This window comes from Thalassoglobus neptunius (genome assembly GCF_007859735.1).
In the GTDB taxonomy this organism is placed as follows: Bacteria; Planctomycetota; Planctomycetia; order Planctomycetales; family Planctomycetaceae; genus Thalassoglobus; species Thalassoglobus neptunius.
The window spans coordinates 1,472,097-1,496,372 of the sequence record NZ_SIHI01000001.1; the positions used below are offsets into that span (position 1 = coordinate 1,472,097).

15 protein-coding genes are annotated in these 24,276 nt (G+C 53.0%); 5 read left to right on the top strand and 10 right to left on the bottom strand.

From position 1 onward, the window contains the following. Window positions 1–2: 2 nt before the first annotated feature. Genes KOR42_RS05940 through KOR42_RS05955 form a run of 4 tightly spaced genes read right to left on the bottom strand, consistent with a single transcriptional unit; the run spans window position 3 to window position 5,459 of the window. The gene (locus KOR42_RS05940) at window positions 3–944 is read right to left on the bottom strand and encodes a WD40 repeat domain-containing protein (RefSeq protein WP_146507901.1); all 942 of its coding nucleotides are present in this window, start codon (window positions 942–944) and stop codon (window positions 3–5) included. 21 nt (window positions 945–965) lie between these two features. Continuing rightward, complete coding sequence (locus KOR42_RS05945) at window positions 966–2,333, bottom strand: DUF1501 domain-containing protein (RefSeq protein WP_146507903.1); 1,368 nt, start codon at window positions 2,331–2,333, stop codon at window positions 966–968. 30 nt (window positions 2,334–2,363) lie between these two features. After that, window positions 2,364–4,514 carry a DUF1553 domain-containing protein gene (locus KOR42_RS05950; protein WP_146507905.1) on the bottom strand — a complete coding sequence of 717 codons (2,151 nt, stop codon included), beginning with the start codon at window positions 4,512–4,514 and terminating at the stop codon, window positions 2,364–2,366. An 18-nt stretch (window positions 4,515–4,532) separates the two neighbouring features. After that, window positions 4,533–5,459: a hypothetical protein gene (locus tag KOR42_RS05955; RefSeq protein WP_146507907.1), complete on the bottom strand. Its 927-nt coding sequence runs from the start codon at window positions 5,457–5,459 to the stop codon at window positions 4,533–4,535. 345 nt (window positions 5,460–5,804) lie between these two features. Here KOR42_RS05955 and KOR42_RS05960 point away from each other — a divergent pair, with 345 nt between their 5' ends. Both KOR42_RS05960 and KOR42_RS05965 read left to right on the top strand, forming a co-directional pair. Further along, window positions 5,805–6,704, top strand: coding sequence for an NAD(P)-dependent oxidoreductase (locus KOR42_RS05960; RefSeq protein WP_146507909.1), 900 nt, complete (start codon window positions 5,805–5,807; stop codon window positions 6,702–6,704). A gap of 390 nt (window positions 6,705–7,094) precedes the next feature. Continuing rightward, window positions 7,095–8,045, top strand: coding sequence for a DUF3500 domain-containing protein (locus KOR42_RS05965; protein ID WP_146507911.1), 951 nt, complete (start codon window positions 7,095–7,097; stop codon window positions 8,043–8,045). 287 nt (window positions 8,046–8,332) lie between these two features. Here KOR42_RS05965 and KOR42_RS05970 read toward each other — a convergent pair whose 3' ends face one another. The 3 genes from KOR42_RS05970 to rnr form a co-directional block, all read right to left on the bottom strand. Further along, window positions 8,333–9,511 carry an alpha/beta hydrolase gene (locus KOR42_RS05970; RefSeq protein ID WP_146507913.1) on the bottom strand — a complete coding sequence of 393 codons (1,179 nt, stop codon included), beginning with the start codon at window positions 9,509–9,511 and terminating at the stop codon, window positions 8,333–8,335. A 483-nt stretch (window positions 9,512–9,994) separates the two neighbouring features. Continuing rightward, window positions 9,995–12,100 carry a hypothetical protein gene (locus tag KOR42_RS05975; RefSeq protein ID WP_146507915.1) on the bottom strand — a complete coding sequence of 702 codons (2,106 nt, stop codon included), beginning with the start codon at window positions 12,098–12,100 and terminating at the stop codon, window positions 9,995–9,997. Between the two features lie 104 nt (window positions 12,101–12,204). After that, window positions 12,205–14,490, bottom strand: coding sequence for a ribonuclease R (gene rnr, locus KOR42_RS05980; RefSeq protein WP_197440904.1), 2,286 nt, complete (start codon window positions 14,488–14,490; stop codon window positions 12,205–12,207). A 471-nt stretch (window positions 14,491–14,961) separates the two neighbouring features. On the opposite strand from rnr, the gene KOR42_RS05985 reads away from it, so the two are divergent. Next, complete coding sequence (locus KOR42_RS05985) at window positions 14,962–16,539, top strand: DUF885 domain-containing protein (RefSeq protein ID WP_197440905.1); 1,578 nt, start codon at window positions 14,962–14,964, stop codon at window positions 16,537–16,539. Window positions 16,540–16,644: 105 nt separating this feature from the next. Here KOR42_RS05985 and KOR42_RS05990 read toward each other — a convergent pair whose 3' ends face one another. The 3 genes from KOR42_RS05990 to KOR42_RS06000 all read right to left on the bottom strand — a co-directional run bounded on the left by KOR42_RS05990 (window position 16,645) and on the right by KOR42_RS06000 (window position 20,333). Further along, window positions 16,645–17,238, bottom strand: a complete 594-nt coding sequence (locus KOR42_RS05990; RefSeq protein ID WP_146507919.1) for a redoxin domain-containing protein — start codon at window positions 17,236–17,238, stop codon at window positions 16,645–16,647. A gap of 168 nt (window positions 17,239–17,406) precedes the next feature. After that, window positions 17,407–19,533 carry an alpha/beta hydrolase family protein gene (locus KOR42_RS05995; protein WP_146507921.1) on the bottom strand — a complete coding sequence of 709 codons (2,127 nt, stop codon included), beginning with the start codon at window positions 19,531–19,533 and terminating at the stop codon, window positions 17,407–17,409. A 101-nt stretch (window positions 19,534–19,634) separates the two neighbouring features. Beyond that, window positions 19,635–20,333 (bottom strand): SGNH/GDSL hydrolase family protein, encoded by a 699-nt coding sequence (locus KOR42_RS06000; RefSeq protein ID WP_146507923.1) that lies wholly within the window; start codon window positions 20,331–20,333, stop codon window positions 19,635–19,637. Between the two features lie 387 nt (window positions 20,334–20,720). Here KOR42_RS06000 and KOR42_RS06005 point away from each other — a divergent pair, with 387 nt between their 5' ends. Then, complete coding sequence (locus tag KOR42_RS06005) at window positions 20,721–21,581, top strand: transposase (protein ID WP_146507925.1); 861 nt, start codon at window positions 20,721–20,723, stop codon at window positions 21,579–21,581. Between the two features lie 183 nt (window positions 21,582–21,764). Next, window positions 21,765–24,203 carry a DUF1549 domain-containing protein gene (locus KOR42_RS06010; RefSeq protein WP_197440906.1) on the top strand — a complete coding sequence of 813 codons (2,439 nt, stop codon included), beginning with the start codon at window positions 21,765–21,767 and terminating at the stop codon, window positions 24,201–24,203. Window positions 24,204–24,276 lie beyond the last annotated feature (73 nt).

Sequence of the window (24,276 nt, forward strand, 5' to 3'; positions counted from 1 at the left end):
TTTCAATCGGAATCCGTTTCTGGCAGTGTGACGGTGCGCAGCTGACCGTTCTGGCCGCCGAGATAGATAGTCTGGCCGTTGGGATGAACTGCAAGCGATGTGCACCACGAAAGATCGACTTGTTTTTCGAACAGAGTGTTTGTCGTCATCGAGTCGACTTCGAAAACTCTTCCCGATGCAGTGACGGTGATGATGCTGTCATGACCGGGACGCCACTGAATGGCAATTGGAGGATCTTCAAGTTGCAGAAACCGAACCATTCGGCCGATTGTCGGTTGCCAGAATCGCACCGTTCGATCTTCACTGATCGAGGCAATCATCGGAAGTCCTGAGGTTTCGTGGCGAACGCTCAGCCCGGTCACGGTCTTTCTGTGATTGTTCAGAGAGCGAACAAGTGATTGTTCCGCAGGATTCCAGACCCGCAGATTCTGATCGATTCCCGCGCTGACCAGAAGTTGATCTCGATCGACAAATCGAACACAGAGCACTCCTTTGGAATGTCCATCCAGAAGTTGTCCCGGCTTTACGAGTTCAACATGACTGAGGGCAATTTTCCGGTCCATGCTGGCGGAGGCAATTGTCTGCGAGTCGAGTGACCAACAGATGTCGTAGATCGAATCCTCGTGTGGGCGGATCAAGTTTTCGAGTTGTCGCGTCGACCAGTTCAACAGTTGGATCTGTCCACTCTCTCCGGGATTTCCTCCAGCGATAGCCAGAAATTTCCTGTCTGGTGAAAACGCCAATGCGTGCACTGCTGAAAACGGAACGGCGACTTCTTCTTCGATCTCTAAATCGTCGAGTGTTCGAATCGTCACCCCACGCTGAGAACCGGTGACGAGCTTCGTTTGATCCGGAGAGAAAACGATCGAAGTCACCGGCGGTTCAGTGGCTTCGAGAACTTGATGAGGATGCAGAAGAATGAGCAGTAACGTCAGTCTCAACACGAAATGTCTCGCGAAATCAGGTCAGGCAATTAACTCATCGACAACGGTCGCTTCCGGAGGTGTCAGGCGAACTGGACGTCCGTCGGGTGTTTGAAGTTCGAGTTTTGGGTCGATTCCCAGAAGCGTATAAATCGTGGCAGCGAGGTCACTCGGAGTGACCGGGCGATCTTTGGGAGACTCGCCGGAGGCGTCGCTGGCTCCGATCACCTGTCCTCCCTGAATGCCTCCGCCTGCAAGGGCCACGCTGAAGACTCTCGGCCAATGATCGCGTCCTCCGTTGACGTTCAACTTGGGCGTTCTTCCAAACTCTCCCATCACGACGATGAGAGTTTCGTCGAGGAGCCGGCGTTCCTTCAGGTCCTGAATGAGTGCTGACAGGGCGAGATCGAGTGAAGGGATCAGACCGACGGGAGTGCGCGCCCCCGTGTAACCTTCTTTGAGGCGCGTATACATGTCGTTGTGTGTATCCCATCCGTGATGATTCACGGTGACGAAGCGGACGCCTTTCTCGATCAGCCGTCGCGCGAGCAGGCAGCTTTGACCCACGGACTTCGGACCATAGCGCGACCGAAGTTCCGGGGATTCGTCGTTGAGTTGAAAGACACTTTGAGCTTCGCTCGATGAAATGAGGTCGAACGCACGCTGCAAGTCGGGGTCGACAACGTCTGCTGTTCCCCCCTGCCCGTTCGCCATGCTTCGCATTCGGTCGAGTTCGGTTGTGAAGTGTCGGCGGCGATTTAACCGGTCGAGAGTCAGTCCGCGTGAGATTCGCAAGTCGCGGACTTGAAAGTCTGCTTTCGATGGATCTGCTCCCAAAGAAAAAGGACGTGTCTGCGCCGAAAGAAATCCACTGCCGGTCAGATTTCCTCCGCCGACTCGAAAATCGGGAACGGCCACGTTTGGAGGAAGAGCGGACTCAGAATTCAGTAACTCTGCGCACACTCCTCCATACGTCGGATACTCGAGAACGGAACTCGGTTTGTATCCGGTCATCAGATAATGCGTGCCGAGATTGTGCTCACCGAGCGGGGACGTCATTGACCGGATGATGGCAATTTCGTTGAGCAGAGTCGCAGTTCGGAGAAGACATTCACTGATGCCAATTCCTGGAAGAGATGTCGAAATCGATTCCAACGGACCACGAACTTCACGCGGTGCATTCGGCTTGAGGTCAAACGTCTCAAGATGGCTCGGGCCGCCATCGAGCCAGATGAGGATGCACGACTTCGCAGGCTGTCGAGTTTGAGGATCTGCAGCGCAGCTGAGACGTTGTAAACGAAGAACGTCACTGAAGCTGAGGCCGAATGCCGTCAGTGCTCCGATCTGCAGGACATCTCTGCGTGACCATCGGTTCCATTGATGCGGAAGCGTCGATCGAATGACTGGCATTTGTGAAAGTCCCGTTTGTGGTACGCGCGGTCAATGGTTCGTCCGAAACTCTTGACACGTGCAGAGACTCCAGACAACGTCTTCGAGAAATTCTCGCGGATTGCTGGAGTTTTTGAGTTCATCGCGCCAGAAGTTCCATTCTTCGTCATTGGGAAGTCGACCGAGTGCGCGAAGATAAAATTCTTCGATGATCACTTCAGGGGAGTTTTCCGATTGCAGGCAGTCAGCCAATCGACCCGTCGAGTGTGAGAGCCGTGTGTTGATGAGTGCCCCGTTGTACTGATGCAAGAATCGCGGCAATCCCCCTGTCATCGTCTCGCTTCCTTCGCATGACTCAGTTCGTTCACATCGTCCGAGAACGTCCAGTTCCTTCGATTCGATCTGAGGATAAGGCAACTCAACGGCTCGTGTTCCAAGCGGTTTGTCACCGAATCGAGCGGGAAGTCCGAGAACGTCGGAGATGGCATCGCACATCACTTCCGCGGACATCGGACGACTGAGCGCGTGTGAATAGAACTGTTGATCGAACTCATTGTCTCGATGAGGGCGTGAGCTTCTTTGATAGGCGGAGCTGCTGGTGATCAGCCGAATGAGAGGCTTTAAGCGGAAGTTCGAACGGCGAAACTCGATCTCCAGTTGCTTCAGGAGTTCTGGATGAGTGGGAGGGTTCGTCGAACGAATATCATCGGTCGGTTCAATGAGGCCGCGGCCCATGAACTCCTTCCAGACACGATTGACGATCGTTCTCGCGAGATAGGGATTCGTGTCGCTGACAAGCCAGTCCGTGAAGGTCGATCGGCCATGTTCGGCGTTTTGGAGTGTGCGTTCCCCCGGAATTCGGGGAACGGCGGCGTCCCCGGTTTTGGGATGAATGACTTCCGCATTGGCTTTGGTTTCGATGATTCGGCCCGAGGTGACTTCCGCGAAGATGGCTGCTAAGCCGTGATAGTCGTCCTGCGTCCAGTGATCGAGCGGATGGTCGTGACAGTTGGCGCAGCGAAGTCGGCTGCCCATGAAAAATTCGCTGACGAATTCTGCCTGTTCCCGAGGTCCTCCGGTCGTTCGGTAGAAGTTGGCGGGGCCGACATCGTGGGTGTCTCCCTCTGCAAGCAACAGCGAAGCAGCGATTTCGGTGAAGGGAATTTCGTCAGCGATTTGCTGATGCAGCCACGAATGATAAGCCTCTGCCCCTTCGACATCTTGCGGAGCGGCGCGAATTCGCAGCCATCGCGAGAGCAGAAATGTCCAGTAGCTGGCAAACTCTTTCGATGCCAGCATTCGATCAATCGCAGCCGTTCTTTTCCCGGGAGATGAGTCATGCGTGAAACTCAGGACTTCTTCTGGCGTCGGAAGTCGCCCGGTCAGGTCGAGTGTGACTCGTCGCAGAAATTCGGTGTCGGAAGATGCTTCGCTGGCGGGGATTCTCAATTCCGTCAACAGTGAGTTGATCGAATCGTCGATGAAATTCGCACTCTCAATTGAATGAGTCTCGTGCGTTTCATTTTGAAACGGGATGAGAAAGATGAGCGGAGTGACGTGATCGAGATATCTCGCGATCGCCACGTGACGCCCGGGACGGGTGATGTGAGCGCGAAAGGTTTGTAAGTCAATTTGAACGGCATCTGGATCGTCAACGGTGATCACTGTCCATGGAGTGACGTCCATCGTCGAACCGTTGTCGAATGTCGCTGTGGCGGAGATTGAGAACGTCGTAGAATCAAGCGTGTTCGAAATTTTGCGGTGAGCAATTGCGAAGGATTCGAGCTTACGCAACTCATGCCGATGGGCTCCCTGATGAATCCATTTTCGAATGAGTTCGGCCGCGTCGCTGTCATCATCAAACCGATTTCCGCCTCCGTGCAATAGCACTTCGGTCGGTTTCATGAGGATCAGACTTTCGTCGGGCTGGACGAGATTGATTCGTCGGCCTTGAAACTCGCGAGCCAGCGATTGAAAGTCAAAACCCGGATCACTTCCAAATAGGGAGAGATGCAATTCTCTGCGTCCCGCAGCCGCCCCATGACAGGCTCCGGAGTTGCATCCGAATCGGGTCAGTACGGGGACGATTTCGGTATCGAAGTCGACGAGGTCTTGTCCGGATTCTGAAACAGTGGGCGGTTCCGCGAAGGTCGGGCCAGCACAGAGTGTTAAACAGATCCAGTAGACAAAATTGAGTCGCATGTCATTTCTTCAGTGCGCTTACGGACGAGAGTTTTCGGGAGAATCGTTGGGTTGTTTCTGCTCAGTTTCCGGGGGAGCGAATTTCTTCGCCCAGACTTTCAGCCAGTCCTGCGCAGCTTCGGTTCCATAGTTCGGAAGCCGATCGGAATTGACGATCGTTGTTGCGATTCGGCCGAGTTGCTTCCGTGCATCGGGATGTTCTTTCACATAGTCTTCGACCTTCTTCGCGGCAGCGTCGACATCGGCTTTCGTGGCACCGCGTTGAATGAGATCTCGCAACAGCGGCCGCATGTTGGGATCGTCTTTGTTTGACATTGTTCGTTGCGAACGATTTGCCATTCCGTCACCGTTGAGCGAAGCAATGTCCGGAACTTCACCGCTTCTGATCGTGTCGACAATTGCTTTGAGGATTTTCGGGCCGTCCGCTTGAACACTTGGTTGGATCAGTGCGAAGTTCGAAGTGACTTTCCCGTCGCGACCTGTCAGGACGGTTAAGGAGACATTCCGATTCAGGCCGTAGGCGCCGGGGCCTTCAATCCCATCGGGGGACAATCCAAACTCAACGGACTCCGGAAAGTATCGCTGAATCCCGGTCATCCACTTTTCTGTATCGGTGGGATCGCCGGTCAGAAACAGAGCAGCGCTGACGAGTCCGTCTTCTTTCCGTGACTTCGCATACTTCATGACGGCTCGCATCAGACCAAAAGCCGGGCGTGTTCGTTCATGAACGAAGAAGATCAACACGGGATCGTTCCCAGCGACTTCCATCACATCGAACGACTTCCCGGAGTGCTCGCCCAGGACCCCTTTCATGTTGAGAGAGGGAAGCGGCTCTCCCGGCTGTGGTCCGGAGAAAACGGGATCTTCGCTTCGGCAGATCCCGCTGAGCAAGAAGAGTCCCAAGCAGGACAACGTGAGAGATTGAGCAAACGCCGAGTGGTGCATGAGTGTGTCACTTCATACGAGGATGGCGGCAGTGCAGGAAATAAATCTCCTGAGAAATCGATATGCTGAGTATATGACTTTCATCAGTGGACGCCAATGTGTGTTAAGCTCAAGTCCGTCCACGAATTAATTTGATTGGGAAGAGGACGTCCGGAAGTCGTCATTTGGCTCGATGGACTCACCTGACTCAAGGCCGTTCGATGATTGAAACAACAGCAGTTTCAGGGGTGAGCGTTTAGTGGAAGAATTCAACGAATCACAAACATTTTCGGCGCCATTCAAAGATCATGGGGCAATCTTCCAGGGACGAGATTGAGGGGCTTTCTGACGAGGGAGGAAGGGAAGATGAATCGAAATTCACCTGTGATTGGTGTCATCGGGATTGGATTGCTCGGCACCGCCATTGCGGAAAGGCTGCTGCATGGGACGGCTCCCGTTTACGGATACGACCGTGATCCTGAGCGCATGGAGAATTTCGTCAAGCTTGGGGGGACGCCAGCTCAGTCGACCAACGACGTCGCGATGAAATCGCAACTTGTTTTCTTGTGCCTGCCCAACAGCGACGTCGTCACCAACGTGATCCTGGATCTGCAAGCACTCCGCAAACAGGGACAACAAGCCGCAATTCGAACAGTCATTGATTCGACGACTGGTCAGCCCGATGAAGTGATCGCGAATGCGGAACAATTGAGAGAACTTGGAATTCAATATGTGGAAGCGACGGTGGCCGGATCGAGCCAGCAAGTGAGCGATGGAACGGCCCTCATTTTTCTGGGTGGTGTCGATTGTCTTTCGAGCGAGGAACGAAAGATTCTTCGGAAGATCGCTCCTCAACAGTTCGAACTCGGCGCAATCGGGGAAGCGACACGCTTCAAGTTGGTTCATAATCTTTTGCTGGGATTGAATCGAGCAGTTCTGGCTGAAACGCTGGGCTTCGCGGAAGCTCTGGGGTTCGACGCGAGGCGGACTTTGTCGATTCTTGAACAGTCCCCTGCTGCGTCGGCGGTGATGCAATCCAAAGGCCAGAAGATGATCAAACGGGACTGGTCGCCGCAGGCGAAGCTGACCCAACACCTCAAAGATGTGGGAATCATTCTCAGCACTGCTTCCGAAGCGGGGGCCCGGACTCCATTCTCAGTCCTTCATTCTGTCCTCCTGGAACAATGCGTTCGTGCTGGTCTGGGAGATGCGGACAACAGCGCGATCCGGGAAGCATTCGATCGTCTCACTGAAGACGGTGACTGACCAGTCGTTTTGATGTTGCGACACGCTGCTTCACGACTCGTCCCTCGACCGGCGAATTTCCTCTCCTGATGAGTCATCCGCGATTCCGTTCCAGGGCGAGGTTCACTGATCGATTCCGGAATCCGGACGTGCTTTGATCAGTCGATTGTTATATGATTATTCAACGTGTCGACTCAGTCATCTGAATGGCAGCACACAGGAAATGTGTGGTCAGAGAATTGAACTTCCATCAGTGAACCCGCTGAGTCAAACCAACAAGCCGAAGATGCTGGAACGATCGACATTCGTCTGAGAGACATTTCATTCGCGTCAATGACGCCGGAGTGTCGACATCCAGGCTGACGTGCAGAGTGTGTCCCTTACCCTACATCGATTTAACAAGGAGCTGCCATGACTAACTTCGCACCACGAGTGACTCGACGTTCATTCCTGGAAACCGCCGGCGCAACTGCACTTTCAGCGACACTTGCTCCCAGTCTGTTCGCTGCTCCATCGCGATCAAGCTCGGCTGAAACTGTTGTTCAGGAGTTCTATGAAACGCTCTCTCCTCAGCAGCGCAAGGAGATCTGCTTCGGTTTCAACAGCGAACTGCGAAAGCGAATCAGTGCGAACTGGCACGTTACGAAACCTGTGATCGGTGACGACTTCTACACGGACTCTCAGCAGGCCATGATTCACAAGATCGTCAAAGGGATGACAAGTCCCGACGGATACGAACGTCTTGTCGAGCAAACAGAATTCGATGATGGTGGGATCGACTTTTACAGCGTGGGGATCTTTGGAAATCCGAACGAAGAGAAGTTTCAGTTCGAACTGACAGGTCGCCATCTGACATTGAGAGCAGATGGAAACAGTGTCGATAAAGCCGCTTTCGGAGGTCCAATCGTTTACGGTCACGGTGAGGAAGGAAAACCGGAAGACAACATTTACTTCTACCAGACGCAACAGACCAATCGCGTCTTCGAAGCTTTGGACACCGATCAGCGAAAAGCGGCGCTTCTCAAATCAGCACCGAAAGAGGCAGCGGTATTGACTCAGAAGAAAGATCCTCACTATCCCGGAATTCAAGTCGGGACGATGTCCGATGATCAAAAGCAACTCGTCAAAGAGTCTCTCGGTGTCTTGCTGGCTCCTTACCGCGAAGAAGACAAAGCGGAAGTGATGCAAATTCTGGAAGGCATTGGCGGTGTCGATGAGCTGCGTTTGGCCTTCTATCAGCAAGGCGATCTTGCGAGCGACAAGGTCTGGGATATCTGGAGAATCGAAGGACCACAGTTCGTCTGGCACTTCCGCGGGGCTCCTCATGTCCACGCATACATCAACATCGGCGGAGCGTTCTAAGAAGCGACTTCGCTGTGTCTTCTGCCCGCGACGAACGATTTCGTCTGTCAGTCACTCACGTCCACTGGTCTCATCGGCTGCGTGAGAAATTGAGTCGAATGACACACCGACGAATCGTGAGTCGTACGGGCTCTTGGAGCACACTGCTGTGGAGTCTCAGTCGGGATTTCAGATCACTGACGTTTTGGCTTCGCGCAGTGAGCTGCCAATACGGTGGCGAATCGTTCTGGTCCGAGTCGGTTCGGCAGGCCAATTGCAGAACGAATTTCCGTCGTGAGAGACGTCTCTTAGAAAGAGATCAGATACGGAAGAATGGTCCCGAGAACAACCGGATCGGAATAGTACTCCGGCCACTGGTGGTCTGATCCGAGACGGTTTGTGACATCCACCTGCCGGATTTTCTGGGCATTGTATCCGAGGGTTCTCATGTCTCGAGATGTGATCCCGGAACGGGCGATGGCGCGTTTTGCGAACGGTCGAGAAAGCGGATACCACGCCAGCGCCAAGTCGTTTTGGTTTCGCAGGTTGAGCAGACATTCCACTCGATTGAGTGCCACGCCGTATCGTTCTCCAGGATTCAGCCAATTATGATCCATGGCTCCAGCAGCCAGAATGACTCGCAGGCGGCGTGAGTTTCCGACCGAACCAGTGAAGTAATGATTTTGAATCGGTCCGCCGGATGCCAACTGCATGGCAGCGAGTGCGACGCGGCTTCCATGGCTGTGACCAATAACAGTCACCGGGCAGGATTCCGGGATCGATGAAATGAGCGTTGCCATGTGGAAGCCGTTGAATTCAGCACGCTTTCCACGCACCGTGACATCGATCGGGGCAATGTACGAGTACGGCCCGTCACTCGGCCATGTGAAGAAGATCAATTGAAGAGGCTGACCATTGGCTGCGCTTCGAAAGTAAGCGGCCGCACGAGCTGCCTGTCGGGCCTGACTCTCAAACGTCACGAAGCTCCCATGTGAGAAGACACACACAGGAATTCCGGGAACGAGCTGAGCTTTGAGTGATGCAAGATTCGAACCGACGATTTGTCCATTTCCCAGACAGTAATAGGCATCCAAGCCCCACGCCGGGCGATTCTTATGATGAATTGTCTGCACGCTTCTGCGGCTACTGACAATCCAGTAACCGTCCGGGCAGTATGCAGGGCTGGCGGAAGTGCTCGAGAGTGTGTCGCTGGACGAATCGGAATTTTGCAACGATTCGACTGAGGAATCGTCGGTGATCCGGTCCTCCTGGATTCCGACTTCTTCGTCGACGTCTTCGACAGGAAGCGGAACGGTGAGTGGTCCGAAATCTGATTCGTGGAACTCGGTCGATGTCGATTCGATCGCAGCGAGTACGTTCTCGTTTTCCCCGGCGATGATTGGAGAGGCAATCGTCGCGAAGAAGAGAACGCGCAACCAGAATCGTAATATATCAATTGTCCGAGTCGTACTGTCCGTCACAGTCATAGACGCGCACTGGATTCTTAATGTTCAGTGAGTTCGTCCGTGAGCGACAGAGGGATACGTCATGAGTTCCCAGACAATTGTGCCCGCACTGTGCGGGTGACCACGTCGTGCAAACATGAGCGAACCGGTGATGATCGAATCCCGTAAATTGGCAAACGGCATCACGCACCAAAGCAGCTTAACATCATGATCCACTGGAAAGCGGAAAGAAGATCAAATGTGCTTTGACTCCGCTGAAAAAAGGATCGGCGAAATCGGCCGTTCGCGCTAGCAGGACTGGTCGAGAGTGATGACTTCCCTTGCTGGTCCGTCAATGACACCGCTGAAACCGCTGTGAAGATTTGTGACGGATCTGCACATTCTTCATGCTGGACTTATTCCGACGGTGATTCACAGACGGCACGACCGTTTCTCGTCAGAGGCTTCGCGAACTTCCAGGAGTTACAGGACGAAAATCCAGTCCAACAGGAAATCCGCCAAGCCCTATTCTGCAGGAATTAAGGAACCTTCACGTTCGAGGTACTCATTCCAGCGACTGCTGGCGGCGCGACGTTCAACGAGCGGAAGCTGGGCATGATAGTTGTAGGTTCTGCCGCTGAGTTTTGAGGCGTGGAAGAACGCCAGTTCACGAATTGCGAGTTCATCGTCAAGGAGCAGGCCGACGAGTTGTTGGCTGATTTCGGGAGACTTCCCATCGTTCTGGCTGTAACCCCATAACATTCTCTCGAGCGCATCATCAACTTCCGACTTGTAGTAGCGATTGGCTTCTTCTCGAAACTGGAGGGCGTTCTGTGGATTGGAAAGTAGCCACTTTCGGAGTTCTGTGATCGCGACAATTCGTGTTTCTTCATGCTCTGATTGAAGTGCTGAAACGAGTTCGAGGGGATGTCCGATCAGGGCCATTGTCTTGGCAGCCATCTCAGAAACGCCAGCTCGACGATCATGAATGACTGGAGCGACACTGACGAAAACATTCGTTCCGAATTCACGTTCGAAGGCTTTGGCGAGTTGCCGCCGCGCGGGAGTTTCCTGTTCTTCTGTCAGAAAGACCATTGGAATTGCTCCTCCTTGAAGTTCGCTTTGAGGATTACGAAGCGTTGCCAACGAGAGCCACGCATTGGCTTCTGAGACCTCGCTTGCAGGGTGTCCATCTGTTTCCAGTTGAACTTTTCCCGACAGAACCGCGAGTCCTCCAATCGCTCCGGGCGAGACAGGAGGCGGAGGGAATCCATCCGGTTGGGGAAAATCGACTTCCACTGCCAGTCGAGTGCCGGGTTCAAGGAACTTGACGGCCCATCGTTGCTGATCGATAACAACTCCGAGTGTGACTGGTTCAATTGAGACTTCCGGTCGTTCGAAAATCATTCGGCCGCGATCGATCTGCACAGCGGCCATTTCTCCTTCAAGACGAGGGAGACGTTGCAGTCGAGAGTGTTTCATGACATCAACTGTGAGGTCTTCCCCGATCGAAATTTCTGCCGAGTAAGGATCAGGAACGGCAAAGGTCTCATCGACTGCGAGTTCTCCCTGATTTCGGACTTGCCATGTTGGAGCCTTCTCCGAAGTTGCGACCGAGATTCCATCGTCGGTTTGCACGGTGACGAGAACTTCAGGAAGACGAACGGGAGTCGGCGGTTCCGGTTCAGGGTCGGTCTCACTTGCGGGGGTGTCGTCGGTGTCAGGGACTACGGGATTTCCAGTGTCACCGGGAGCCGGGGGAACGGGGACATTGATGTTTGGGCCAGGGACTGTATTGGCCGATGCAATTTCTTCAGGTGGAGGGGGCGGATTGGCTGAGACGTTGGCCGGTCGTCCTCCATTCTGTGCCGGCGCATTTTCCGATGGTTTTCGATTCGGTCCGTCCGCTTGAGGTTTTGTCGAATCGGCACCGGGGGCAGAATTGTTCTTCCGCGAATCGGGAGCGTTCTGATCGGCTTCCTCGGGGGAAGGAACCGGCGGAGTATGACTTGCAATGATTTTCGGACTTTCGGGAGCTTCCCAGATCGACTGATCTGATGCGACAAGGAAGACCCAGACACCAACCATGAGTGCAATCACGAGTCCCGTCCAGATTTGCGTCGTACGAGACTTCGGCCGCAGATACTCAGGAATTCCTTCGGTGTGATCCTTCGGATGATTGTTCCCGATTCCGGATGTCATTGCTTGGACGTTTTGCGCTTGCGCTGGATGCGGAAACTCTGACTTGCTCGTTCCGAGCGCGTACATGCGATCACGGAGGCTATCGCTCACCTCTACGGGCTGACCGACGACCATCGTCAGAATTTTATGACAGGCGGCAACTTCTGCTAAGTGAACGTCGGATTGGCGGCAAAGGCGTTCAAACTCGACAACCTGATCAGGAGGCAGAACGTTTTCGAGGTACTCAGAGACGACGTTCGGATCAGGGCCCGAGCCGGGGCCAGCCAATTCCGGAGCGCCGATACGCCGACGTCGAATCGCCGCCTGAATTTTGTTGATCAGTTCAGTCGCTTCTTTGCTCTGACTGATTTTCTCGCCCAATTCACGAGCCTGATTCGGTTCAAGCACGTCGTCGAGATAAGCCAGAACGGTTCGTAACGTCAAACGCATGTGTCTACTCCTGAGAAATGTCCTCTCTAATAAGAGGGGGAATCAGGAGCGAATTTCGTACAACTTTCTGCAGATTTTGGCCCAGATTCTCAGAATACCAGGCGTCAGCGCTTCTTTCGGTTTTGATTGCGTTTTCGTTTCCCGCCGCCGTGTCCTCGTTTGGAGGAAGGCTTTCGCCCGCTCTTGGCAGACATTTTCCCTGACGGCTTCTTCTTGGACTGATCTCGCTGCGCCGTCTTTTTGGGCGGTCGCTTGGGAGAAGAATGAGTCAACAGGCGAAAATTAAGTTCGCGTCTGTCGACATCGACACGAGCGACTTCGACGAGAACCGGGTCTCCAAGCCGAAAGGTCTCGCCAGTACTCCGACCGACAAGCGCCATGGCGGGGCGGTCGAATTCAAAGTAGTCGTTTCCGGGAATCGTCGCGACAGGAACAAGTCCTTCGGCGGGAATCTCAATCCCGCGGCAAAAGAATCCGAAGCGGTCGACGCCGGTGATCACCGCGTGAAGTTGTTCGCCAATTTTGTCTTCAAAGTACGAGAGTAATTTAATCTTCGTAAGTTCGCGTTCCGCCTGTTCTGCGCGTCGTTCTGTGACGGAGCAATGGTGTCCCAGGCGAATCAGTTCTTCTTCCGAGGGACGAGTGTCGGCCAGATTGTCGAAAATTATTGACGCCATCAGTCGGTGGATGTGAAGATCGGGATAGCGACGAATGGGGCTTGTGAAGTGGCAATAATGATCTTCGGCGAGAGCGTAGTGTCCCATTTCCATTGGCGTGTAGACAGCTTGCTTCAAGCTGCGGAGGACGGCATAGTTGATGGGCCGTTCTGCGGGAGTTCCTCGCACAACACGCAAGAGCTTCTGTAAATCCTGGCGACTTTGAAATCGATCGAACGAGAATCCGAGAATTTCGACGAACTCTTTCAGGGCTTTGAGTTTCGGTTCTGCCGGATCGGGATGTGCTCGACGCAGGAAGTTTAGACCTTCATCAGTTAAACGGACCGCCACTGCGATGTTGGCAGCGAGCATAAATTCTTCGATGATTTCGTGACTCTCGTCGTGTTCCGATTCGTGGGCCCCGCTGACGTTCCCATCTTGATCGAGGTCGAGTCGGACTTCCGGCATATCGAGTTCGAGCGACCCTTTTTCGAACCGACGTTTGCGCAGAATCATCGCGAGAGTGTGCATGTTCTTGAGCAGTCCCCGGATTTCTGGCGAAACACCTTCAATCTCCTCGTTTTCCGGAGTCGCCAGAATCGGCATGACTTCTTCGTACGCGAACCGTTGTTTGACACGAATCGCAGTTCGGGCAAAACGCGTCGCGATCGGGATGCCTTCTTTGCTGAATTCGATGAATGCGGACATTGCGTACCGCACACGATTCTCTTGAAGCGAAGCGAGTCCATTCGAGATGACTTCGGGAAGCATTGGAATCACTTTGGTCGGCAGGTAAACGCTCGTGCCGCGTTTTTCTGCGTCGCGATCCAATGCTGTTCCCGGCTGAACGAAGTGCGAGACATCGGCGATGTGGACGCCCAGAAGCCAGTGGCCCTGTTCAATCTGTTCGAGGGAAATGGCATCATCAAAGTCGCGAGCGGTGGCGGGATCGATGGTGACGATGGTGTGATTCGTCAGATCCTCACGACCTTCGAGGTTGTCTTCATCGAAGTTTTCTGCCTCAAGACGCGCATCTTCTAATGCGGCCGGAGAGAACTCTTCAGGGATTCCGAATTCGTGGATGACCATCTGCGTTTCAACACCGGGTTGACCGCGCGTCCCGAGAACTTCCGTCAGGACGGCTTCGCCAATTTGTCCCACTGCCGGAAATCGAAGCATCTCGATGACGACCTTGTCGCCTTCAACCGCTCCTTTGGCTCCTGGATCACCCACCCAGACAGGTTCGAGGAAATCCTTTCCGTCGATTTGGACCCAGCCAGATTCGTCATCTTCTGAGTAAGTTCCGACGAAGACATTCGTCGCACGCTCAACCACTTCGACGACATAGCCGCACCTCTGTCCCCTGCCCTTTCGCCGTTGCAGCAAACCGATCAGAACTTCGTCTCCGTTTTGAGCGTCCTTGAGATCTTTCTTGTCGACAAAAACATCATCTGTCAGACCGACCGGTTTGGGCTCGCGAAGAATCACATAGGCATCGCCGCTTTTAATTCGATGAACGATTCCCAGATGGTTGCCCTTGGGAACTTTGGAACGGATTCGTCCACTGTCGCTGAGCTGAATCTCTCCACTGGCGAGCCCTTCTTCGAGAGCGGCATCGAATTTGGCAGCTTTCTTTTTCGTGACGCCAATCTTTTTGGCCAGTGTTTTCGGTTTCATCGGCCGATAACCGGGCTTCTTCACATACTCGATAAGTTGTTTCGTGAGATTCATCATTGGGAAGGCTCTCTGGTTGATCGTGCGGACTTTGACCGCCTGCGGGCATTCTACCGTTCTACGAAGAACTTTGCGTCGAGCAGGGTTGAAATCCTTTCGCGATTCGAAAAAACCGGACCCGCCTGCTATAAGTTTGTGTGAGCAGTTCTTCGAATCTCCCATTCATTTTATGTTTGTCACGGGGCGGATTCGCGATCCGTTCGCATCAGCTACACGTTGATCTTCCTCTTGGAATGTTCTCACAGAATCGATGAATGTCATGACGCTTCGATCTATCCGTTGTTTCGTTTTTCTCCTGACACTCTTCTCGATTGTCCCGCACTCGCTTTTTGGACAATCCGAATCAAAGAACGCCGCAGATCGTTTGCAGGATTTGTTCGATTCGGAGTGGGAGCGAACGATGCGGGAGTCGCCCACGTGGGCCTCTTCACTCGGTGACCGGAGGTTCAACACGAGTGGCCTGACCTGACCGTGGAGGCAATCGAGAAGTCCCATCTTGCAGATCGAGCCGTACTCGAAGCACTGGCGACGATCCCCGTCGAGGAGTTGTCAGAAGACGAACGCATCAACCATCGATTGTTTCACAGAAAGTATCAGTTTCAAGTCGATGCACATCCTTTCGCCTGGTACCTGGTGCCTCTGACGCAGCGAGGAGGAATTCAAAACGCGGGATCGACGGCGGACAGTCTTCGTTTTGAAAAGGTGGCTGACTATGACGACTGGATTGCGAGGATGGAGGCTTTCCCGAAATACATGGAGCAAACTCTTGCCCTCATGCGGCGCGGAGCGGAAACCGGAGTGATTCATCCTCGCGTCATCATGGAACGAATTCCCGGCCAGATTGAAAGGCAAATCGTCGACGATCCAAAGGATCAGCTTTTCTTCAAACCGTTTCGTGACTTCCCCGATTCCATCAGCGAGTCGGAACAGCAACAGCTGACCGAACGTGCCATCAATGCGATCGAAGAACATATCGTGCCCAGCTACGCTAGGCTCCAAGATTTCTTTCTGAATGAGTATCTTCCGAAGTGTCATCCCCAAGTGGGAGTCTGGCAGGTTCCCAATGGCGACGAACTCTATCGTCTTCGTTGTCGTCAATTTACGACCACGGAACTGACACCGACGCAGATTCACACGATCGGACTCTCAGAAGTGGCTCGAATTCGGGGAGAGATGGAGCAGATTATCGCGGAACTCGAATTCGAGGGGACGTTTGCGGACTTCCTTGAAATGCTCCGTACAGATCCACGCTTTTACTACGAAACCAGCGATGAGTTGTTATTGGCGAACCTGGCTGTGTGCAAGAAAATTGATCCGCAACTCGTCAAATTGTTCAAGCGGCTTCCTCGAATTCCGTATGGAGTGGAAGCGATTCCCTCGCACATCGCCCCGGATACGACAACAGCTTACTATCGTCCTCCATCTGCGGACGGAACGCGTGCAGGCACCTACTTCGTCAATCTCTATCGGCCAGAGGTTCGACCGAAGTACGAAATCGAAGCTTTGTCCCTGCATGAATCTGTCCCGGGACATCATCTGCAAATCACGCTTGCTCAGGAACTTGAACAGCTTCCGCGGTTTCGGCGTTTTGGAGGGTATACCGCATTTGTTGAAGGATGGGGGCTGTATGCTGAGAGTCTTGGCGAAGACCTGGGGCTTTATCAGGATCCGTATTCGAAGTTCGGTCAACTCACCTATGAGATGTGGAGAGCGGTTCGTCTAGTCGTCGATACCGGGATGCATCACCAGCGTTGGTCTCGTCAGCAGGCGATTGACTTCTTTGCCGAGAACACAGCGAAGACCATGCTCGACATTGAGAACGAAATCGATCGTTACATTTCGTGGCCGGGACAAGCTCTCGCTTACAAAATTGGTGAACTCAAGATTCAGGAGCTTCGAAGGAAGAGCGAACAGGAACTTGGAGACCAGTTTGACATTCGCGATTTTCACGATGTCGTTCTTCGCAATGGTGCAGTAACGCTCGACCTTCTTGAAGAAGAGGTCCTCAGTTGGATTGCAGAAACGAAACAATCACAAGTTGAGGAATGAGGACGTTCGCGGAGTCGTCCGTCTCGCGTGTTTTATATTTCAAGCAATTAAGAATCTTGAATGTTTGCGACACGCGCAAGATTCGAGAAAAGCGACGGGCACCGATTAATTGAGCTTCGGCCAGAGACCTTGGCCCAGTTGTTTGAGGACTGAGTCTTCGTCGGTGACAGCGATCGGAAATCCGTTGTCGCCGTACGCGACAGTTCCATCTCGTCCAATCAGAAACAAACCGGTTTCGGGCTCGCCCGTCTCGGAGACTCTCCCCCATGCGGTATGTGCTGGCAGAGGGGCTGGGTTGGTAAAGTCGACATCTGTCAGAACGGAGAACGGAATCGGCTGTCCGAGTTGCTCTTCCGCCTGCTCGTTCGCATATGGAGTCGCAGTGCTCACCGCCAGAACTTTAATTCCTGCGGCGCTGAGCGCGGGGAAACTCTCAAGCACAGATTTCGTTCTTGGATCTCCGTCGACCCCTAACTCTGCATCGAAGAAAATCAGGACGATTTGATGTCGACCTAAAAGTCCTTCCAGTTTGACGATGTTCCGTCTGTGATCAGCCAATTGAAACTTCGGAGCAAGCCTGCGCGGGACGACGTGTTGTGGCGGATTCTTTCTCCATTGGTCAATCTGATTTTCCCGGAAGATTACAAGGCTCAAAATAATCAAACCCGCGACAATGACTGCGTACTCACGACGTCCCATGTTGTGGCTGTACCGAATGATTGAGGGAGAAAATGGGCCGATGCAGCATCTTCAGCATCAACATCGGCTTGAATTAGTTCCAAGCAATCATAGACCCGACGTTCCGGGAAGAAACCCGCAGCCACGCGAACCGTCCCGAATTCTCTCATCCGAGACAGATGATTGAAATTATTTCGAAAGTTCGCCCCGAGAGATGTTTTTCAGGGAAAGTGGTTCGTCCGAAAATTGAATTTCAGGGCCTTCGATGTTCTCAAAGGCTCGCTTGAACTGATCGACACTCGACACCCCGAAGAGGTGAATCTCGGAATTCTGACCAGATGGTGTCGACATCGCCCAGCGACTAAGTCCGGCGAGTCCGCCGTATTTCAATGCCCCGGGAAGTAGATTGGGGTGTTGTATGGAGTCGATCTCGGAGAAGGCAAATCCGTTCAGATCGGCCACGATTTTCATAGAAGTCGACGACAGTTGTTCATTGTTGCGGGCTGCAATCGAAGCGAGCAGCGTCCACACTCCTGCCTCACCAGTTCCCATGAGAGTGGTATCACTTGGAGGCTCGTTAGAATGTGCAGCAACGACGGCGAGGATATCTCGGACTCGTTCAGTGACGAGAGGAAGATTGTATCCCAAAGTGTAGCCGGGAAATCGTTCGTCAACTTTGGGAAGTTCCTCGGCGAAGTCTTCTCCGGTCAGGTAGAGACGAGCACTGATAACAGTGCTTCCGGAACGAGCCAACTCTTGAGCGATTGGAGAAAGGTTTCCGTCAGCATCGATCATCGGGTTAGCGTCGGGAGAATCAAACCAGAAAACAACTCCCTTTGACGGGATGGAAGAATCAGTCACCGAAGTCGTCGGAACGAGAAAGCCATCGTCATAGGTGACCATCCCGGTTGTGATGGTCAGTCCCTGAGACTCGCGTGTCGATTCGATTTTCAGACTCACGTCGCGAATGTGTGGCTTCAGCATTACATCAACCGCGACTCCGATGATTTCGGAACTCGCATCGGGAGGCGATGACCACCAGCGATCGATTTCGGACAGTTCTTCGCGCGTCATCAGAGCTCGAAGGTCGGCAGCTGAGAGTGCTGATTCCGGTTGTGGAGTATCAGCGGAATAGACGGTGGCCTCTTTAATAGACAGTGGTTCGAAGTCTTTTTCTTCCAGTGAGACTTGCTCAGGAAGATTAAGATGGTTCTTCATCCACTGATACATGACGTTTCGAGAAACGGCGTTGTAGTTGTGTTTGAATTGTGGAAACGCTTTCGCTGAGACAAGGTGAGAGACTCCGTAGAGATCGTAGACCTGTTTTAGCTCCGGAAGTCCGCGCGTTTCGATGTCGATCGTCCAGTCGTCAGCTCCGGTCATCGCCATGGGACGCGGGGCCGTCAACGCTGCGATGGCGACGTTGTTGATATCATGACGCAGGTAACTCGCGTTCTCGCAGACGCAGCCCCCCTGCATTGCGGTCGAAACCATGACTGCGGGGAAAGCGACGGAAATTCGCGGGTCGATTGCGGAGAGGATCATCGTTTGTGTTCCTCCTCCACTTGCTCCAGTGATGGCAAGTCGCGATGTGTCGACATCGTCGAGCGATTCAAGGAAGTCGAGTGCCCGAATCGAACTCCATGTCTGAAGTCCCATCAGATTCTGAAACCACAGTTCCGCCTTCGCATCGTTGAATCCGGTCCGATGATCGAGCGTTTTGCTGTCGGCGTAACCGATCATATCGTAGTGAAACACGACACAGCCCATGCGAGCCAGTTGAACCATGCGGGCTTGCATCGGGAAACGAGCTGCCGATTGAAATTTTTCCGCACCCGCTTCAATCTGTGCCTGAGCGTCGCGTTCCGAAGCCGAATAGAACCGCCCGTCCTGCCAGTGGCCATGCGGACTTAAGATTCCGGGGACTGGTCCTTTGCCTCCTTTGGGGCGATACAAACTGCCTGAGACAAACAGGCCGGGGCGACTCTCAAAGTAAACTCGTTCGACGGTGTAGTCGTCTCGTTCGACCATGCCGTGAATAACCGGGTTGAGCGGTGTTTTTTCCGGCATGGGCCATAGGCCGGTTGCGACGAGAATCTGCTGACGGATCCGCTCAGCCTGTTTCTCCCATTCGATAAGAGTCTCTTCCGGCTTCCACGGATGGTACGGATCGTTCAACGTTCGAATGGAGGGACGGCCTGAGCTTCCCGATGGAGGCTGTTGGGCCGAACACGAAGAAACGAAAATTGAACAACTCAGAAACGCAGAAACCAACGAAAGGACGGGAATGCAGCGACTGGAGAGAAGATGAGGCATGACCGACCTTTCGCGTTCCGTTGAAATGAACTGTGGTTTCGCGTCGACGTAGAAAGTGCTGGCGACTTTCCGGCACAGAAAAACAAAATCAGAACTCTGAGTTACCGAGATTGTCCTTTGCCCGCCACAAGATGCGGAGTGAGCAACTCTGTCCAGAGTTCATAGCCAGCTTCGCTCAAATGAAGTCCGTCATCGGCGAACAATTCGTCGCGAGGAGTTCCATCTGTCCCGATCATGGGAGCATCAACATCCACGAACGTGAGGTGTTCGTTCTCATCAGCCATCGCTCGAATGATTGAGTTGGTTTCTCTCACCTTGTTGATGAGGTTCCAACGTTTCAGGCTTGGCTTTACCGCGATGAAGGTGACTCTCGTTCCGGGAAGTGACTCTTCCGCTTTCGAAAGAAATTCTTCAAAGTCGTCTGCGATTTGTTGAGGAGACTTTCCTTTCGCAAGGTCGTTGTCACCTGCATACATCACAATCTGACGCGGCTGATAAGGTTTGACCGCGCGGTCGAAGAAATGAACGGAGTCGGCAACTTGCGAGCCACCAAAACCGCGATTGAGAGCATCAAGTTCAGGGAAAGAATCGTTGAGTTTCCAACGTTTAATGCTGCTGCTGCCGATGAACAGAATCTGCCCTTTCGCTTTGGGAGACTTCGCATCGTCAGCTTCGAAAGCAGAAATGTCTTTTTCCCACTTCTCAAACGGAGATTTGTTAGCGGGAGGTTGTGCGACGAGTTCACAGGCAACGACAGGTAAGATTACGGCAATCGCCAATAGCGCAGTGATGCGACTCATTCGGAAATCCTTGAAGCTGGAGTGGCAATTCGATTGAAAATCTGAGGAACCGGTGTGAGCGAAACAAGAGGCGGGCGACACGTGAGTCGACGGTCTCAAGCCGGTTGGCTTCACTCACGGAAGGTTGAAGGTCGATTCATCAAAATTTAGCTGTGCAACCGGTCGATTGCTAGAGAAGGACTCGAAGTCTTGTTTTGAGCCGGTCGTTTTGAGAAATCGCCCATGTCGGGAGCGTGTTGCTTTGACCGCTGCACTCGCTTGAACGGTTCACCACGTCTTCGTCTTGCGTGCTCGTGTGAAGTCGCGAATGGGATTTCGAAAAGAACTTGAAATGCATTGTTGAAAACATCTCTGGAATCTGAGATGAGAATGCGCTAAAATCTGGTGATGAGTGATTCCCCACGAACGAATGTGTTGTTGGAAGTGGCAAAGCTGTCGCTTCGGATTGGACGCAAGTATGTCGAGCCGTATTCGCATGCGAAGAGTCCCAAGAAGTTCACGCAGGAACAACTCATCACGTGTCTGGTTTTGCGAGCCTATCTCAAAACGACCTATCGCGGCGTTGTCGAAATTTTGGAGGTTTCCGACGGCCTCCGAAAAGCCCTCGGACTGCGGCGGATTCCGCATTATTCGACGCTGAAGAAGTTCGCTGATCGCAGCGGAGTGTTGGACATCGTGGACGCGATGATTTTCGAAATCGTCCAGCAGTTCAGTCAGGATGACGAAGAAGCAGCGATCGATTCCACCGGACTCGAAACGACCTCAGCGAGTGCTCATTACAAAACTCGTAGTGGGAAACAACGCAAGAAATTTATCAAAGTATCGGTCTGCGTGTTGGCGGGTTCGCTCTTGCCCAGTGGATTAGCAATCAGCTGGGGACCAAGCAACGACAAGTCCGAAGCTGGTGAAGTCTTGGCGAAGGCGTCGAACTCGTCGACACCGACACGACTCTTTGCCGACGCAGGGTACGACGCCGAATGGGTTCATCGTTTTTGTCGCGAAGAGTGGCGAACCGAAAGCATCATCAATCCAGCTGTTCATCGCAGCGACGGTAAGCTGAATGGCGAGTACCGCTCACAGATGACCAGGACAGAACTCGAAACAAAAGGATACGGCAGACGCTGGCTTGTGGAATCATTCATGAGCGGATTGAAGCGAACCACAGGTGCCGCACTCTCAGCCAGAAGCGAGAAAGCCCTGTTCGTCGAAGCCGCCCTCAAAGTCCTCGCCTACGCCCTGAGGCGTTAGCCCACGATCAAAACCTGTGATTTGTTTTCAACACAGCAAACTTGAAACTGCTTTCATCGCAGCGAGGGTTCATCTGTGTTCCTCCAATTGACTATGATGTAGAGAGTCGCATCCCCAGCGACAACGCGATCTGTGGATCGTCGTACTTTGCCCTGCCCAATTTTCGTTCGAAGGAACTGTCTGTTGCGAACGGTATTTCTGAACATCACTGCTCTTGCCATTTTTGCGTTCGGATCAACCGGATGGTCTGCGGAACGAATCGATTTCGCTCACGAAGTCGTGCCGATTCTTAAGAAGCATTGCGTCGAGTGTCACGGTGGGAAGAAAGCGAATGGCGGTTTCTCGATCAATACACGACATTCAGTTCTCGACGAAGGTTATGTGATCCCCGGAGATGTCGAAAATTCGTATCTGCTCGATCTCGTCGCTTCGGATGATGCGGACACGCAGATGCCTCCACCAGAAAAGCCGCGATTGTCGGACTCCGAAGTGGCATCTCTTCGCAAATGGATCGAAAGCGATGTTCCATGGGAAGAGTCTTTCACGTTTGCAGAAAGGGTCTATGAACCGCCACTTCACCCGCGACATGTTGTTCTGCCTCCTCCTCAAAACGGGCGGCACAACCCCATCGACCGGATTCTGGACCAGTATCTTCTGGCGCGGAATCAACCCATTCCTGAAGGAATCGACGATCGACAATTTGTGCGGCGAGTGTATCTCGACTTGATTGGAATCCTGCCGACTCCTGCGGAAGTGGAAGACTTCGTCAATGCTCCTCACAGCGACGCTTCTCAGAGCGACAATCGAACAGAGTTGGTCGATCAACTATTGAGTCGCAAGATTGACTATGCTGATCACTGGATGACGTTCTGGAATGACCTCTTGAGGAATGATTACACCGGGACGGGTTTCATTACCGGCGGACGAAAGCAGATCAGCGGGTGGCTCTATCAGGCACTGGTTGAGAATCTCCCGTTCGACCAGTTCACAAGAGAACTCATTTCTCCGGAGAGTGATGTCAGTCGAGGGTTTATTGACGGGATCAAGTGGCGCGGAGAGGTCAGTGCTGGGCAAACGCTTGAGATTCAATTCGCTCAGTCGATCTCGCAGGCGTTTCTTGGCATCAACATGAAGTGTGCCTCCTGCCATGACAGCTTCGTTGATCATTGGAAGTTGGAAGATGCGTACGGGCTCGCTGCCATCTATGCGACCGATGAGTTAATGATTCATCGGTGTGACAAACCGATTGACAAGTTGGCAAAAGCGGCCTGGGTCTTCCCGGAACTCGGGGAAATCGACCCGCAAGCTTCACGCGATGAACGACTGCGGCAACTCGCTTCGTTAATGACAGATCCGCAGAACGGGCGATTTTCGCGAACGATCGTCAATCGACTTTGGGCCCAGCTGATGGGGCGAGGAATTGTTCATCCGTTGGATGCGATGCAAACGGAGCCATGGAGCGAGGACCTACTCGATTTTCTCGCTGAGTATCTTGTCGAGACCGACTACGATCTCAAGAAACTCCTGCGTCTCATCGCAACGTCGAAAGCGTATCAGTCGAAGACCGAAGTGTTGAAGCAAGAAGCGGATTCGGCGGAGTATATTTATGCGGGACCACGAGCCCGGAGAATGACAGCGGAACAGTTTCTTGACGGGGTTTGGGCGATCACGGAAACCGCCCCCATTGACATCGATGCTCCTGTCTTAAGGAGCAATGGAACCGTTTCCGAAGAAACTCCTCTTGAGGCAAAATGGATCTGGAGGTCTTCAAAAGACGGCGAAACAGGTCCCCCAGGACCGGAGACGATCGTTCTTCGAAAGATCTTGGACCTCGATCAGGAAGTTCAAGACGGGGCTGCGACAATGACGTGCGACAACGAGTTCTCATTGTATCTCAACGGGCGAGAAGTCGTCTCCGGAGATGCGTGGAATAAGCCTGTCACGATTCCGATTCATCATCTGTTAAAGGTGGGGAAGAACAACTTTTCCGTCGTGACAACAAACAGTGGAGACGGCCCCAATCCCGCTGGATTTATTTTCGAAGCTCGTTTTAATTTTAAAGATGGTTCAACGCTTGCTATTTCTTCCGATGACTCCTGGCATTGGAGCGAGAATCAACCCTCCGGGCGTGAAGGCCGACTTGGACAGGTGAAGGGACCTTGGCACAACGTCGTGATCGTTCCGACGCTTCAAGCATGGGAACAGGAAGTGGGGGCGAAACTTCGCCAAGAGGTCGGACGAATCGAACGATTCGAGGTTTTGCCAGCAAGAGCATCGCTGTTGAACAACGATGCAATGATGCAGGCTCTCGGGCGTCCGATGCGGGAGCAGATTGTCTCCTCGCGGCCCAGTGAACTGACGACGCTCGAAGCAATCCATCTCACGAATCATCCTGACTTGGCGAAGACACTCTCTGACGGAGCGGGAAAGCTCTGTGCAGAGTTTGACGGAGAAGTAGATTCTCTGGTCGAAGAAATCTATCTCCGAGCGTTCGGACGCGTGCCGACTGATTCGGAGAAGTCCGTCATCGTTGAAACGCTTCAGGTCCCCTACTCCCAGGAAGATGTCGAAGATCTCCTCTGGGCTGTGGTGTTGACTCCGGAATTTTTCCTGATCCGTTAAATTTCGAGTTAATTAGAATTCGAATAAGCGGCACTAAATAAAATTTATAAGATAGTGATCGATTGCGTAAGCC